Annotated in this window: 15 protein-coding genes and 1 pseudogene; 10 read left to right on the forward strand and 6 right to left on the reverse strand. The window is 58.6% G+C overall.

The window, feature by feature from the left end; all coding sequences use genetic code 11:
• Positions 1 to 25: 25 nt before the first annotated feature.
• A complete protein-coding gene (locus T18_RS18830; protein ID WP_003517566.1) occupies positions 26 to 814 on the reverse strand; it encodes a GntR family transcriptional regulator in 789 nt (262 codons plus the stop codon).
• A gap of 365 nt (positions 815 to 1179) precedes the next feature.
• Between T18_RS18830 and T18_RS18835 the strand changes: the two genes are divergently transcribed.
• Positions 1180 to 2502, forward strand: coding sequence for an NAD(P)/FAD-dependent oxidoreductase (locus T18_RS18835; protein WP_038493530.1), 1323 nt, complete (start codon positions 1180 to 1182; stop codon positions 2500 to 2502).
• A 15-nt stretch (positions 2503 to 2517) separates the two neighbouring features.
• On the forward strand, positions 2518 to 3219 hold the full coding sequence (locus T18_RS18840; protein WP_019566339.1) for an SDR family NAD(P)-dependent oxidoreductase: 702 nt from the start codon (positions 2518 to 2520) through the stop codon (positions 3217 to 3219).
• On the opposite strand, the gene T18_RS18845 is transcribed toward T18_RS18840, so the two are convergent.
• Positions 3213 to 3983, reverse strand: coding sequence for an IclR family transcriptional regulator (locus T18_RS18845; RefSeq protein WP_019566338.1), 771 nt, complete (start codon positions 3981 to 3983; stop codon positions 3213 to 3215). The two genes, T18_RS18840 and T18_RS18845, sit on opposite strands and share 7 nt — an antisense overlap.
• A 175-nt stretch (positions 3984 to 4158) precedes the next feature.
• Here T18_RS18845 and T18_RS18850 point away from each other — a divergent pair, with 175 nt between their 5' ends.
• Genes T18_RS18850 through T18_RS18880 form a run of 7 tightly spaced genes read left to right on the forward strand, consistent with a single transcriptional unit; the run spans position 4159 to position 11441 of the window.
• Positions 4159 to 4992, forward strand: coding sequence for a transporter substrate-binding domain-containing protein (locus tag T18_RS18850; RefSeq protein ID WP_038493527.1), 834 nt, complete (start codon positions 4159 to 4161; stop codon positions 4990 to 4992).
• A gap of 18 nt (positions 4993 to 5010) precedes the next feature.
• The gene (locus T18_RS18855) at positions 5011 to 5727 is read left to right on the forward strand and encodes an amino acid ABC transporter permease (protein ID WP_038493524.1); all 717 of its coding nucleotides are present in this window, start codon (positions 5011 to 5013) and stop codon (positions 5725 to 5727) included.
• Positions 5728 to 5729: 2 nt separating this feature from the next.
• Positions 5730 to 6542, forward strand: a complete 813-nt coding sequence (locus T18_RS18860) for an amino acid ABC transporter permease (RefSeq protein ID WP_038493521.1) — start codon at positions 5730 to 5732, stop codon at positions 6540 to 6542.
• Positions 6539 to 7285: an amino acid ABC transporter ATP-binding protein gene (locus T18_RS18865; RefSeq protein WP_038493518.1), complete on the forward strand. Its 747-nt coding sequence runs from the start codon at positions 6539 to 6541 to the stop codon at positions 7283 to 7285. The genes T18_RS18860 and T18_RS18865 overlap by 4 nt, the downstream gene beginning before the upstream one ends.
• A gap of 45 nt (positions 7286 to 7330) precedes the next feature.
• Positions 7331 to 8647, forward strand: coding sequence for an NAD(P)/FAD-dependent oxidoreductase (locus T18_RS18870; protein WP_038493516.1), 1317 nt, complete (start codon positions 7331 to 7333; stop codon positions 8645 to 8647).
• Between the two features lies 1 nt (position 8648).
• A complete protein-coding gene (locus tag T18_RS18875) occupies positions 8649 to 10109 on the forward strand; it encodes an aspartate ammonia-lyase (RefSeq protein ID WP_038493513.1) in 1461 nt (486 codons plus the stop codon).
• A gap of 3 nt (positions 10110 to 10112) precedes the next feature.
• Positions 10113 to 11441 (forward strand): NAD(P)/FAD-dependent oxidoreductase, encoded by a 1329-nt coding sequence (locus T18_RS18880; RefSeq protein WP_038493510.1) that lies wholly within the window; start codon positions 10113 to 10115, stop codon positions 11439 to 11441.
• A 170-nt stretch (positions 11442 to 11611) separates the two neighbouring features.
• Here the strand turns inward: T18_RS18880 and T18_RS28240 are convergent, their stop codons facing one another.
• Positions 11612 to 12592 (reverse strand): ABC transporter ATP-binding protein, encoded by a 981-nt coding sequence (locus tag T18_RS28240; protein WP_414896157.1) that lies wholly within the window; start codon positions 12590 to 12592, stop codon positions 11612 to 11614.
• Between T18_RS28240 and T18_RS28245 the strand changes: the two genes are divergently transcribed.
• On the forward strand, positions 12546 to 12674 hold the full coding sequence (locus T18_RS28245; protein ID WP_410118145.1) for a hypothetical protein: 129 nt from the start codon (positions 12546 to 12548) through the stop codon (positions 12672 to 12674). The two genes, T18_RS28240 and T18_RS28245, sit on opposite strands and share 47 nt — an antisense overlap.
• Here T18_RS28245 and T18_RS28250 read toward each other — a convergent pair.
• From T18_RS28250 to T18_RS18895, 3 genes and pseudogenes are all read right to left on the reverse strand, one after another.
• Positions 12641 to 13456 (reverse strand): annotated as a pseudogene (locus tag T18_RS28250) (ATP-binding cassette domain-containing protein); the annotation flags it as partial. The gene T18_RS28245 and the pseudogene T18_RS28250 overlap by 34 nt on opposite strands.
• Positions 13453 to 14295 (reverse strand): ABC transporter permease, encoded by an 843-nt coding sequence (locus tag T18_RS18890; RefSeq protein WP_038493508.1) that lies wholly within the window; start codon positions 14293 to 14295, stop codon positions 13453 to 13455. The gene T18_RS18890 and the pseudogene T18_RS28250, both read right to left, overlap by 4 nt.
• On the reverse strand, positions 14292 to 15239 hold the full coding sequence (locus tag T18_RS18895) for an ABC transporter permease (RefSeq protein WP_013761253.1): 948 nt from the start codon (positions 15237 to 15239) through the stop codon (positions 14292 to 14294). The genes T18_RS18890 and T18_RS18895 overlap by 4 nt, the downstream gene beginning before the upstream one ends.
• Positions 15240 to 15292: the final 53 nt, after the last annotated feature.

Raw genomic sequence — 15292 nt, forward strand, 5'->3', positions numbered from 1 at the left:
GCCCCTCCTCAAAAGCCTTGAATGTTCAGTCAGGCGTCTTCTGCCCCCGTGAAGCGCGCTTCCTCGTGACGCGCGTGTTGACCTGCTCGATGAAGGTCCAGATCTTCGGGTTCTTGGAGAGTTCTGCGATTTTTGTTTCGAGTGATCCGAGGTGGCGCTGTACGGCCTCTCTTGCCGCTTCGACATCGCCGGATTCGATTGAGTTCACGATTGCTTCGTGCTCTTCGATAACCTTCTCGGTGCGACGGACTGCAAAAACGCGCTTCAGGTGTCGCATTCGGTCCATTTCGCCTTTCGCCTGATTTACCACGCTCCAGGCTCCAGGAAGGCGAGCTGCCGAAAAGATCGTGCGGTGGAATTCCTCGTCGAGCAGGAAAAAGTTGGTGAATTCCTCATCCGCGGCAGCAGTGCGCTGCTGCGACAAACAGGTTTTCAGCCGTGCGATGTCTTCCAGCGAATGCCGCTTGGTGGCCTCGATCACAGCGCCTTCTTCCAGCTTGAACCGGATGAAACAGGCCTCCATGTACCGCTGAACGTCGATCGGCGAGATGTAGGTGCCACCTTGCGGCACGACAGTCACGAAACCTTCTTCGGAAAGGCGAATGATCGCCTCGCGGACGGGCGTTTTGCTGACATGCAGCAGTGTCGCGATCTCCTTTTCCGACAGCGCCCGCCCTGGGAGCAGCTTCACCTCGACAATCAGTTTGCGAAGTAAGGCATGGATCCTGTTGGTCATGTTTCCGTCAGCCGGCAGGTCTTGGGGGGTGACGAGTTCGGACAGCGGTAACGATGGGAATTCAAGGGTAACAGACATATCAAATGCCTAACTGATATATTAGAATTGAAAGTGACATATCTTTTGATTTTCCGCGAGTCAAGCCCTGGGCAGTCTCGTGTTGGCGGTTGAATAATCGGGTCCGACCTCAATGCGTCCGGCAGTGGCCGGTGTTGTCTGGCTATCTACCGATCCATGCTTGCCGCTCGTCGCACGGCAAAAAAATCACTATATGAAAAAAGAACGCTGTGACGGTCGTAATATGAGATCGCGATTGACGATTTGCTGTAAAATCTGGCACGCATAGAAAATCAGCAGTGCTCATCTGTAATCCATGTCGAGACATCTTTTCCCGGAACTGCGCTGTTCCCGGATTACCTTCGTGTGCCTTGAGGAGAACGAATTTGGGAAAATTTTCACCTTTTGACCAAACCTTGTGGTTTGCAACCGCAGCGCCCGCACCGAAAACCGCGAGGCTCGAAGGCCGTGTCGATGTGGACGTCTGTGTCGTGGGCGCGGGATATACCGGATTGACCACGGTGCTGGAGCTTGCGCGCAGGGGCGTCAAGGTTGCTTTGGTCGAAGCGCAAGAGGCAGGTTTTGGCGGTTCGGGCCGCAATGCCGGCCACTGCACCCCGACCTTCAGCTATTACAGCCTGCCGTCGCTCGGGAAAATTCTGGGCGAGCCCTGGGCGGAGCGTCTTATTCACCGCCAGACGCGGGCCAATGATCGCGTCGTCGAGATGATCTCGACCTACGGAATCGACTGCGAATGGGTCCAGAATGGTTATGTTATGGGCGCATTGCGTCCCGGCGCCATGTCCACGCTGCAGATGAAGTCTGATGCATATGCCGGCGCTGGCGCGCGCTGCCGCGTCATTGGCAGGGACGAGGTCGAAGCGTTGACAGGCAGCCCTCGTTTTTATGGCGCCTGGTATCACGAGGAGGGCGGTCATTTGAACCCGCTTTCATACGCACGTGGCCTTGCGCGCGCCGTTATCGCAGAGGGCGGGCAGGTGTTTACCGCGTCCCCGGTCGAGGATGTCCAGCCAGAGGCCGGGAAATGGTCCGTGCGAACGCCCCGGGGCGCTGTGCTTGCTGAAAAGGTGATCTTCGCGACCGGCGCCTACACCGTCGGTGGCTGGAAAAACCTCGATAAAAGCTTTCGCATCAAGAAAGTGTTTCTCGCAGCCACCCAGCCGCTCGATCCGGAAACGCGCGCAAAAGTCCTGCCCCACAATACGACCATGCATGATGGGCGCGGCGATATCTATGTCTACAAATACAACCGTGAAGGTCGCATTGTTGCCTCCATGTTCCCCATGGGCCAGCGTGGCGCCGACCCGGACTATACCCGGCAGGTTCTCACAGACCGGCTGAAATTCCTTCATCCGCACATCAGCGAGGAAATCCGTTGGGAATATTTCTGGTTCGGCGAACTGGACATGCAGATGCGCACTGTCCCGAGGCTCTATGATCTGGCGCCCGGCATCGTTGCCTGTACGGGACTTTCTGGCCGCGGCGTGCCAACCGGCTCCATGCTTGGCGGCGTCTTGTCAGAATGGGCGCTGGGCGTGCCGGACAAGGATCTCTCCCTGAAAATCGAACCGCTGCACAAGGCGCCGTTGCTGATGTCCTTCGCGCCCGGTCTGCGCCTTCGTTATTTTCGCATGCAGGAAAACCGTGCAACCCGCAAGGAAGGCGCCACCCTTCTTCCCCATGCCTGAGAAAGGAAAACCTATATGACCGACAGGAAAACCGTCCTCATTTCCGGAGGCAATCGCGGTATCGGTGCTGCCACCGGCAGGGCCTTTATGGAGGCCGGCTGGAAGGTCTCGCTTGGAATGCGCACGCCGCTACTGCCGGAATGGGCAGATCCAGCGTTAGTCCACGTGCAGGCCTATGACGCGCTCGCCCCGCAATCGCCTGTCGACTGGGCGGCTGCCGTTCTGGCACGGTTCGGCCGCATCGATGCTGTTGTTGCCAACGCCGGCGTCATGGTGCGCAAGACCGTGGTGGAAGCGACTGACGAGGAGTTCGCCTCATTGATGGACGTCAACGTCAATGGCCCGCGGCGCCTTGTGCAGGCCTGCTGGGACCCGCTAATCGCGTCCGGAGCTGGTCGCGTGGCGATTGTCGCCTCGCTATCGGGGAAAAGGGTCAAATCGGCCGTGTCTGGCGCCTACTCGGTCTCGAAATTCGCAGCCCTTGGCCTGTCGCATGCAATCCGTCATGCCGGTTTCGACAAGGGTGTAAGGGCGACCGCCATATGTCCGGGTTTCGTTGCGACTGATATGGGGCTGCCTCTGGCAGGCGCGACGCCGTCGGACACCCTGACCCAACCTGAAGATATTGCCAGCTCCATCCTGCATGTCGTCAGTTTGCCGAACCGCGCGAGTGTTTCGGAATTCTGGGTCAACTGCCTGCTCGATGACAGCTATTGATCGACGATCGCCGAGATTTCGTCCTTTAGCAGCATCGCATATTGCTCCAGTGTGCCGGGCTCCAGCTTGGCACTTAAAAGTGTGAAGCCCAGGGAAGCGTTTGGCGTTGTACCATCCGAAAAAATCGGCACGGAAACGCCGGCAATCCCGGGGATAAGCTCGCCGACGTCGATTGCATAACCGCGTTCGCGTGTTTCAGCGATCAGTCGGCGCACTTTGTCGGCGGTGAGATCGCGGTAGGCGGCATAGCGCTCGATATTGGCGCGGATGATGAATTCCTGTTCGTCCTCTTCGAGGAAGGCGAGCATGGCAATTGAGCCTGGACCGACGCCAAGCGGGACCGAACCACCGATCGAGCCGGTCAGTGTCGGCACCACGCATTCTCCGTCGCGTCTGTCGAGGCAAACGGAATCGTGGTTCAGCCGGGCCATCAGGTGGATGGTATCGCCGGTTCGGCGCCGAATGCGGGTCAGCGCCATTTCGCAGCGGCTGATGATGCCAGGTCCACGTGCGGCGCGCGCACCGTAAATCGCCATACGCGCGCCTAGCCGGTAACAGCGCTTCCTGTCGTCACGGGCGAGGAGCTTGTGGCCGACCAGCGTGTTGAGGATGCGGTGGCAGGTAGCCGTGTTGAGTCCGGATCTGTTCGTCAGTTCCTTGAGCGTAACGCCTTGTACGCCGCCGTCTGCAACAAGATCGAGAAGAGCTACCGCTCGATCCAGAAGCTGCGCGCCACCGGAGGAGGATTGGGTGGATTTGGCCATACTCTCTCACATTATGAAAATAAAATCTCAATAACTTGTATAATGAGAAAACTGCGTATTCAATGACCAAAATTGAGCAGATTAAATAAGTGAATATTTTGTAGGCAGCTTGATTTTGAAGACGACCTGCGGGTTTCGAGAACGCCAGACCCGCTTGAACAAACAGGGGAACAAAATGAAGAAAAAAGCAGCAAACATTCTCTCAACTACCGCCCTGGCGGCCTTGGGCATGCTGGCGGCCAGTGCCGCGCTCGCCGGTACGCTTGATGACGTCAAGGCACGCGACAAGCTGATCGTCGGCGTCAAGAACGATTATCCACCTTATGGGTATCTCAACGACAAGGGTGAGATCATCGGCTTCGAAGTCGAACTGGCAAAATACGTCGCCAAGGAACTTCTGGGGTCTTCCGACAAGATCGAATTTGTGCCGGTCGTTGCCGCCAATCGTATCGAGTTCCTGACCGCTGGTCGTATCGATGCGATTTTCGCGACGCTTGGCGTCACGCCGGAGCGCGACAAGGTCATCGATTTCACCACCGCTTATGTATCGTCGCCAGGCCCGGCGGTCATGATGGCTAAAGAAGCGACCACCAGCAAATGGGAGGAACTGAAGGGTAAGCCGGTCTGCGGCATTCAGGGATCCTATTATAACAAGAAGATGACCGAGGAATTCGGAATCCAGCTCGTTGCCTTCAAGACTCAACCGGAGGCCATGCGCGCTTTGCGCGACAATCGTTGCGTAGGTTTTGTCTTCGACCAGATGACCCTTGACCTCAAGGTTCAGGAAGCGGACTGGAAGGGCTACAAGGTCGCCGTCCCCACCTATGAGTATCTGCCGATGGCAGGTGGTATCCGCGAAGGCGACAAGGCGTTCCAGGAGGCCGTGGACAAGGCCATTACCAAGGCGGAAGCCGAAGGCAAGATGATCGCCTGGGAAACCGAGTTCAATATTCCCCACGCCGATTACATTGCCGAGCGCGCCAAGGCTGCCAAAGCAAAACTGAACTGATAGGGTCTGGAGCAGCTATTGTTCGGTCTTGATTATTCCTGGCTCACGGATCCAGCCTATCAGCAATGGCTGCTCACCGGGGTCCTCAACACACTCAAGCTTGCGGCACTGTCATCCAGTGCCGCGATCATCATCGGCCTTCTCGGTGCGCTTGCGCTGACTTTGCGGATTTTCTGGCTGGATGCCTTCATCGAGCTGTTCGTGGAGGTGTTCCGCAACACGCCGCCACTGCTGCAGATGCTTTTTGCCTATTTCACGCTGTCGACGCTGGGGTTGAAAGTCACCGATCCCTCCACCGGTCTGCAGATGCCGCTACTGAGTGCATTCGCCTGCGCCTCGATTTCGCTCAGCCTGTTCGGCGGAGCGCTGGCGATCGAGGCTTTCAGGTCCGGCATCGAAACCATGCCGCGGTCGATCATAGAAGCGGCCCGGTCGCTCGGATACAGCCGGTGGTCGCGTTTCTGGAAAGTTGAGGCGCCGATCGCTGTGCGCATCAGCCTGCCGGCGATTACCAACATTCTCACCAACCTGTTCAAAACAACCTCTCAGGCTTCGGTCATTACGGTGCCGGAACTGATGTACTACGCCGGCCAGATCTACAACGACACGTTTCGCACACTCGAGGTCATGATCCTCGTGCTCGTCATCTATGTGGGGCTCGTATCCATCCTGACATTTGCAATGTCCAGGCTCGAAGCCTGGATGGCTTTCCCCGGTTATGGAAAGGGACACTGACCATGGTCTCCACCATGACTTACGAAAACAAGAAACGAGCCGTCCTGCTTTTCATCGCGCTTGCGGTGGCAATCTGGATTGCGATCGATGCACTCGCCGGCGGCGCGCAACACTGGAACCGCGTCGCCGTGCGCCTGCCACTGCTCCTGACAGGCTCCGGCTCCGGCTGGCCGATTAGCGGCGGCTTCATCCTCAACATCCTGCTGTCGATTGCCTCCATGGCGGTGGCGACTACCCTTGGCACAGTGATGGGGCTTGCGACGCTCGCAAAATCACCCTTCATTCGCCTGCCGGCATTTTTCGTCATGAATTTCCTGCGAAACTCTCCTTGGCTCGTCCTGCTTTTCGCGATGCTTTACATTCTTCCTTTCGAGATGAAGATATTCAGCTTCGTCGTTCCTTTCCCGCCTTTCGTAAAGGCGGTCATCGGGCTGGCGTTACCGACGGCGGCGAACTTCTCCGAAGTCATTCGCGGCGCAGTGCAGTCGATCCATAGCGGTCAATGGGAGGCGTCCCGTTCGCTCGGTTACACCCAGCTGCAGATCTATCGTTACGTCATCCTTCCCCAGGCCTTGCGCCGGATGATACCTGGCTGGATGAACCTATATGCCCTGCTGATGATTGCAACCGCGCTTGCCACGGTCACGGGTATTCAGGACGTTTTGACCATCCTCAACACCTCACTGGCGATGGAGAGCGAACGGGCGCTCGTCTATTTTTATCTGACAATCCTCTTCCTGTTTTTTGCCTATTGCTACCCGATCGCGATCTTCGCGCGGCGCCTGGAGCATGCGGTTAAAGGAGACAATCTATGAACCGCTCCAACGCCCTGATCGAGATCGATGGCATCCGGAAATCTTTCGGCACGTTCGAGGTCCTGAAAGGAATTTCCCTCAGCGTCGGCAAGGGGGAGGCTGTCTGCATCATCGGACCGTCCGGTTCCGGAAAGTCGACCATTTTGCGCTGCATCAACGGCCTGATTCCGGTCAATGAGGGTTTTATCCGGGTGGGAAATCACAAGGTGCACGAGATGCGCACCGAGAAGGCAATGCGGCCATTGCGCCACCAGGTGGCGATGGTGTTCCAGCAGTACAATCTCTTTCCGCATCGCACCGCCCTGGAAAACATCATGATGGCGCCGATCCAAGTGCTCGGCCATGACAAGGCAGAGGTCGCGGATCGCGCCCGGAAGCTTCTCGCCAAGGTGCGCCTGTCGGAAAAGGCCGACAGCTATCCTGGGCAGCTTTCCGGCGGCCAGCAGCAGCGTGTGGCGATTGCCCGCGCGCTTGCCATGCAGCCCGAGGTCATTCTTTTCGATGAGGTGACTGCCGCCCTCGACCCTGAAACGGTCAAGGAGGTGCTGGTTACGATCCGCGAGCTGGTTGAGGAGGGGCTGACCTGCGTCCTCGTCACCCACGAAATGAAATTCGCGCGTGAGGTTTCAAACCGCGTCTGCTTCACCGACCGCGGGTTGATTGTTGAAAGTGCCCCACCCGTCGAGCTGTTCGACCATCCAAAAGATCCGCGCACACGCGAATTTCTTGGCCAGGTTCTGTGATTGCCCAAAACTCCTGAAAGGCGGGCCTTAGCGGCCCGGTATGCAATGCGTAAGTTTGACGATATCTACGCCGCCGATTTCAAGGAAGCGCCCTATTGGTGGGAGGAGGCCGAGCCGGAGACGAATCTCGATCCCGTTCCCGAGTATGCCGACGTCGTGGTGGTCGGCTCCGGCTATGCCGGTCTTGCTGCCGCAACCCACCTTGCGCGTGCCGGACGCTCCGTTGTCGTGCTGGACAGTGACCGGCTCGGTTCCGGTTGCTCGACGAGGTCCGGCGGAATGGTGTCCAGCGGCCAAAAGCTCGTCGTTGGAGGCGCGATCAAGGGAATTGACCCGGAGTTGATCAACCGGCTTATCGGCGAAAGTAACGAAAGCTTCGAATATCTGAAAATGTTAATCGACACGGAGAAGCTCGATGCCGGGCTGAAGCTGACTGGTCGCTTCTTTGGCGCCCACACCGCCACAGACTACGTGACGCTGAAGCGCCACGGCGCTCTGCTTGCCGAAAAGACTGGCGTGAAGGTCAGCTTCCTTGATCGAGACCAGCAGCGCGCGGCCATCGGTTCGGATTATTATCACGGGGGTATGCTGATAGATGACTATGGCGGCCTGCATCCGGGACTTTACCACAAGGCGCTGCGCGGGCGGGCCAAGGCTGCCGGTGTCATGCTGCGTTCCCACGCCCGTGCTGGCGTCGTTGAGGACGGGCCAAACCGCGATAAGATTGTGCCAACGGCGCGTGGGACGATCCGCACGAAGGATGTGATCGTCGCGACCAATGGCTATACGGCGGATGATGCGACGCCGGAATTGGCGCGCCGGCTCGTGCCCGTAAAGAGCTATCAGATCGCTACCGAGCCGTTGCCGGCCGATCTGATGGCTGAGCTTATCCCGCGGGGCCGCATGATTTCGGACACCCGCCGGGATCTCATCTTCAGCCGACCGTCGACGGACGGGACGCGGCTGCTGTTCGGTTCGCGCCCGGGAGTGTTCGAAATGTCGGAAAGGCGCGCCGCAAAACACATCTATGCCAGGATGCTGGCTGTTTGGCCCCAGCTCGCTGGCGTCAAGATCACCCATTCCTGGGTCGGAAGTGTCGCCATGACGGTTGACAAGCTCGCTCATATCGGTGAGCGCGATGGTGCGAATTTTGCGGTGGGATGCAATGGCAACGGTGTCGCGCTGATGACCTATCTCGGTTATCAGACGGCGCGAAAGATCCTGGGCGAGCAAAACGCCAAATCGGCGTTCGACCGGCAAAAATTCACCGCCGTTCCTTTCTATTCCGGCAAGCCATGGTTCCTGCCTGCCTTTACCGGATGGTATCGTCTGCGCGATTTCCTCGACCGGCCGGGGCGTTGAGATGGATGAAGGGCAAGCGGAAATGCGCCTGGAAGAAGATGCGCTCGGAACAAGGCTGATGCCGGCCGCCCTGGCCTATGGCATCCAGACGGCGCGCGCGGTCGAGAATTTCTCGATTTCCGGCCGGACGATCGCCGATATCGAAGGCTTCATCCCGGCGATTATTGCCATAAAGCAGGCTGCCGCACGGGCCAATTGCAGGGCCGGCGACCTTGATCCGCAGATCGCCGGGGCAATCGAAATGGCTGCGAGCGAACACGCCGTAATGCCAGGCAGGCAGGATTTTCCTGTCGATATCTATCATGGCGGCGGCGGCACTGCGGCCAATATGAATGTCAACGAAGTCCTGGCCAACAGGGCAAGTGAAATTCTGACCGGCAGGAAGGGACAGGATCCCGTTCATGCCAATACCCATGTCAACATGGCGCAATCCACTAACGATGTCATTCCCTCGGCAATGAAAATGGCGGTCGGGGGTGAACTGGCTGGCCTCCGCGCAGGTCTGGGCTCTCTCGTCGATGCTCTTCGGGTCAAGGAGAATGCCTTTCGCGACGTGGTCAAGCTTGGCCGAACCTGCTTGCAGGATGCGCTGCCTGTCACTTTCGGTCAGCAGTTTTCAGGTTATTCAGCCGCCTTTGAGCGACAGATGGCGGGGATGTCTGGTCTGGAAGACGTTTGTCTGCGGCTGCCGCTTGGCGCCACTGCCGTCGGCACTGCCTTTGGCGCCTCGCAAGCCTATCGCCGCTTCGTCTTCGAAGAATTGCAGGCACTGACCGGCAAATCTTATCAGCCGGAGGAGAATTTTTTCGACGCGCTGCAAAATGCCGACGATTGGGTGAGGATTTCAGCCGCATTGAAAGCAATCGCCCTGACCCTGTCGAAATTTGCGGCCGATCTGCGCCTGATGTCATCAGGACCGCGGGCGGGGCTTGCCGAGGTCACCCTTCCGGCGGTGCAGCCGGGTTCGTCGATCATGCCGGGCAAAGTCAATCCGGTTATCCCTGAAATGATGATGCAGGTCTCCTTCCGTGTGATCGGCAATGATGCCACAGTCACCCGCGCCGCCGAGGGCGAACTTGACCTCAATGTATGGGAATCGATCATTCTCGAAGCCATCAGCGAAAGCATTCGTTTGATGCGACGCGCGATCCCGCTTTTTGTCTCCCATTGTATCTCGGGGATAAACGTTAATACGGAGCGCGGCCTCAGCGATGCATCCGGATCGCTTGCCCTTTCGACAGCACTCGTGGCGATTTACGGCTATCCGGCGGCATCTGCCGTCGCCAAGCATGCGGCCACCAACGGTCTGTCCGTCCAGGAGGCATCCGTGGCTTGCGGACTGATGACGCGAGCGGAGGCCGACCTGCTTTTTTCCGATGTTGCAGCATTCGCAGACCCGGACCGGACCGAGCAACGGATCGCCAGCTTCCGCAACCGCACGTCCACGATCAACAGGCGCTAAAAAATGTCCAGAATAATTCCTGATGCCGTCTTGCCGTCGAAGACCCTGCCTGCGCACGTGGATGTCGTGGTTATCGGTGGCGGCATCATCGGCGTATCGACAGCGTTGTCGCTGGTCGAGCGTGGCATTAGCGTTGCCGTCTGTGAAAAGGGGCTGATCGCTGGTGAGCAATCGTCCCGGAACTGGGGCTGGGTGCGCCAGATGGGGCGTGATCCGGCCGAGTTGCCGCTTTCCATGGAAAGCTTGAGGCTCTGGAGAGGCATGAACGAGCGGGTCGGCGCCGAAACCGGGTTGCGCCAGTGCGGCATTGCCTATCTGTGCGAGACGGACGCTGACGTCGCTTTTTACGAGGAGTGGCTCCAACATGCCGCCGCAGTGGGTCTCGACTCGCGCATTGTGCGCGGTGAGGCAATGCACGCGCTGGTGCCGGGCATGGGCAGGCAGTTCAAGGCCGTGATGCACACTCCGAGCGATTGCAAGGCCGAACCGTTCATGGCGGTTCCCGCAATGGCACGCGGTGCTGCCGCAAAGGGTGCCCATATCCTCACGGGCTGTGCGGTCCGGTCAATCGAACGCTCCGCCGGGAAGGTAAGCAGTGTGGTGACGGAACATGGCGAAATCCGCTGCTCTTCCGTCGTGCTGGCGGGTGGCGCCTGGTCCAGACTTTTTGCAGGCAATATGGGAATTGATATTCCGATCCTCAAAATCCTCGGCAGCGTCGCGCGTCTGTCGGGCGTTGATGGCATGACGGATATGCCGGTGGGCGGTAACGATTTCGCCTTCCGTCGCCGTCATGATGGCGGCTTTACGGTAGCGCAGCGCAACGCGGATATTGCGCCCGTCACTCCGGATAGCTTCCGTCTGTTCGCCGACTACCTGCCGTCGCTCGTTAAAAACTGGCGGGCATTACGCTTTCGGACAGGCGGGCAGTTCCTGCGGGAAATGGCGATGCCCCGCCAATGGAAAAGTGACGCTGTGACGCCGTTCGAGCAGATCCGCGTTCTCGATCCCGTTCCGTCATCGAAGCTCATTTCCCAAGGTATCGACAAGTTGTCCAAGTCCTTCCCGGCATTTGCAAATGCCCGCATCACGGCTACCTGGGGCGGCCTCATGGATGTCACGCCGGATGCCGTTCCGGTGATCTCTGCTGCAAGTGCCATTCCCGGCCTTTATCTGGCCGTCGGATTTTCCGGCCATGGGTTCGGTATCGGCCCCGGTGCCGGAGCGCTGACGGCTGATCTGGTGACAGGCTCCAAGCCATGCGTCGATCCGGCGCCGTTCCGCCTGGAGCGTTTCGGGCGACTGCACCGCTCGCTGGAGAATTTGCGGTAAGATTTTTAAAGATCAAGAGATAGCGTCCGGTGCGCGGCCCGCTTCTGCGAGACACGCTACAGGCGAGTTGATACTTGCCGCGCCGGTCATCCCGCAGACATCTTACGGCTCGGAAAACGGCGAGGTTTCCCGTCAGGTCGTCCAGGCTGATACGGACGCCCAGGGCCAGATCAGGCCCACTCCTCATTCCACACCTGAACCATGTGGCTGGGTGTAACTTCGCGATATTCGCGGTTTGGCGGCGTGAAAGTTTTCGGCCGGATTGGGCTGCGCAACTCTGTATCAGCGAATTTGCGCCGCATATGTCTGCGTGAGGGATCTGGTAGCGGCACGGCCGATAGCAAGCGCCGGGTATAGGGATGTTGCGGATTGGAGAAAACAGCTTCGCGCGGTCCGGTCTCAACGATTTCGCCGAGATACATTACAGCTATGCGATGGCTCATGCGCTCGACAACTGCCATGTCGTGGGAAATGAACAGCAGGCCGAGTTTCAGTCGTTCCTGAAGGTCCAGTAACAAGTTTACCACCTGAGCCTTGACTGAAACGTCGAGTGCCGAAACCGCCTCATCGGCAATGATGAGTTCGGGTTGGAGCGCCAGCGCTCTTGCGATGCAAATGCGCTGGCGTTGCCCGCCGGAAAACTCATGCGGATAACGGCTCGCCATCGCCCCAGCCAGACCGACTTCGCCAAGCAGATCACGCGCAAGCTTTCGGGCATTTCGGGGCGTTTCCAACCCATGGATCAAAAGAGGCTCCGCGATGGCGTTTTCAACCGTTAGGCGGGGATTGAGGCTGGCGAATGGGTCCTGAAAAATCATCTGAACTTGACGGGATAGGTCCGATCTGGTGAAGGAGCCGACATCCGCGCCGTGGATATGGATTGAGCCGGAATGCGGCCGGTTAAGCCCGGCCAGCAAGCGGCCAGTGGTTGATTTTCCGCAGCCCGATTCACCTACCAGCGCAAGTGTTTCACCCCGCGACAGCGAAAAGCTGACATTCTCGACCGCATGCACGCGCGAGTGCACCATCCGGGTGAAGGCGGATCGCATCTCGAACCGCGCCGACAGGTTCCTGACCTCGAGAAGCTTGCCACTCGCCGCGTCGATGGTATCGGGCCGCTTCTTCTGTGGCAGTGCCTGTCCTGTTTCCATGTCGATAATCGGGAAAGGACTGGGGCCATCTTCGCCGGCCGAACCGAGTTGCGGCACGGCGGAAAGCAGTGCGCGCGTATAGGGCTTTTGCGGGCTGGCAAAGACTTCTGATGTCGTGCCGGTCTCAATCTGGTCGCCACGATACATCACCAGCGTACGGTCGGCGATTTCAGCGACGACACCCATATCATGGGTGATGAAAAGCACAGCGGTGCCTTCCTCTTCCTGCAGGGTTTTGATGAGGTCGAGGATCTGCGCCTGAATGGTTACGTCAAGCGCCGTGGTCGGTTCGTCGGCAATCAGAAGGGCGGGGCGACAGGCAAGTGCTATCGCAATCATCACGCGCTGGCGCATGCCTCCGGAAAACTGGTGCGGGTAATCGTCGATACGTTTGGCAGAGGAGGGAATCCGCACTTTCTCCATCAGTTTCAAAGTTTCCGTCCGTGCCACGCTTTTCGAAATACCGTTATGGGCAATCAGGGCTTCCGCGATCTGTTCCCCGACGGTCAGTACCGGATTGAGGCTCGTCATCGGTTCCTGGAAGATCATCGCCACCCGGTTGCCACGGATTTCACGCATGCGAGCAGGGGAAGCGCCGATCAGCTCTTCGTTGTCGAGCTTGATCGAGCCTTCGATGCGGCTCGTCTTTTCCGGCAGAAGCTGCATCACGGACAGTGCCGTAACACTCTTGCCGGAACCGCTTTCTCCAACAATCGCAAGTGTTTCCCCGGCACGGATGTCTAGGTTCAGCTCGCGAACCACCGGGTTGAACGTGCCGTCGCGCAGGAATGAGACCTTGAGATTGCGGATGGAGAGGACAGGATGAGGCGTGGTTTCGGTCATTGTCACTTTTTCCTGTTTCATACGCCGCTCTTGCCGCCGCCCGCAAGGATGGCTCCTGCCGCCGAACGCGGATCGAGCCAGTCGCGCAGCAGATCGCAGACCCCGTTGAGCACGAGGATCATCACGACCAGCGCCAGACAGGGCCAGACAAGCAGCATGGGCTGATGAGCGATGGCCGCCCGGCCGGTTCCGATCATCAGCCCGAGTGAGGGAGAGGGAGGAACGACGCCGAGACCAAGGAAGGACAGGCCCGATTCAAGCACAACCGCCGCCGCCGTGACGAAGCTGGCCTGAACCAGGAGAGGTCCCATGATGTTGGGTAAAATGGTTTTCAACATGATGCGGATGTTACTGGCACCCATGGCCTGTACCGCCTCGACATAATCCTGCGAGCGAACGGTAAGCACGCTGGCATAGGCGATGCGGGTGAAGCCGGGAACGAACACTGCGGCAAGCACGGGGATCAGTGTCATCGGGCCTGGCCCATAAAGGGTTACGGCGAGCATGGCGAGGAGAAGCGGGGGGAAACAGAGCACGACATCCATGGCCCTGAGCGTCAGGATTTCCGGAAAACCTCGCATGTAACCGCCGATAATGCCGAATGCGGTACCGATGACGCCAGAAAGGATGGAGGTCGAGAGGGCGATAAACAGCGAGATACGGATGCCGAAGACCAGCCGGGAGAGAATGTCGCGGCCCATTTCATCCTGCCCGAGCGGGAAAGCTGGAGATGGCCCGGCGAACCGCTGACCCATGGTCATCTTCAGAGGATCTGACAGGGGCAGTACTGGAGCAAGCAGGCATATCAGTGCGATGAGAGCGAGCAGCAGCGGCCAGACGAGACGAAGCGAGCGCGTCATTTGCGAATCCTCGGATCGGTGACACCGTAGACAATATCGACGATGAGGTTGAGCGTGATGAACAGGGCCGAAATGACCAGGATGACCGCAGTAACTGTGGGGTAGTCACGGGAATTGACGGCGCTGACCAGCATGCCGGACAAGCCTGGCCAGTTGAAGACATATTCCACCAGCACCGTGCCTCCGAACAGGCCGCCAAGATTGAGCGCGAAGACCGTGATGACCGGCATCAGCGCGTTGCGCAGCACGTGGCGGGCAATGATGCGCCGTTGCGGCAGACCCTTGGCGCGTGCGGTTCGGACATAATCCAGCGGCAGAACATCGAGCACTGAGGCACGCGCTATGCGCACGACGATCGCCGCAAGACCGAGCGCTATGGCGAAGGCGGGCATCGCCAGCAGGATCAGATGCTTGCCGGGGTCGTCTGAAATATTGACGTATCCACCGGCTGGCACCAGCTTCCACATCTGGGCAAAGACCAGAATTATCAACGTACCGGCGACGAAAACGGGGATGCCCTGGGCAAAACCGGCAAGAAAATTCGAGACGCGATCGAAACTGCCGCCCTGTCGCAAGGCTGCGACAACGCCGACTGGTAAGCCGATGATCAAACTGAGGATCGCGGCGGCTGCGATCAGCTCAAGTGTACGCGGCAGGCGTTTGGCAATTTCGGGTGCGACCGGTGAACCGTCGATCATCGAGTTGCCGAGATCAAAGCGAATGAGGCCGGACATTCGATCGACATATTGCGTCAGTATCGGCCGGTCGAGGCCCAGATCGTTGCGCAACTGCGCAACCGAAGCCGCGTCAGGCGTCGAACCTTCTCCTGAAAGCAGCAGTTCAGCCGGATCGCCTGGCACCATATAAATGGAAAGAAAGACGAGGCTGGTAACGACCCAGAGCAGCGCCAGAGAAATGGCAATTCGCTGCAGGAACCAGAACATGAAGACCCTCCGGCAGTCAGCCGTGCAACGTCAGCCTGAAAATACTTGCCTTT

It is taken from the genome of Rhizobium sp. TBD182, assembly GCF_001950375.1.
Lineage (GTDB): Bacteria > Pseudomonadota > Alphaproteobacteria > Rhizobiales > Rhizobiaceae > Agrobacterium > Agrobacterium tumefaciens.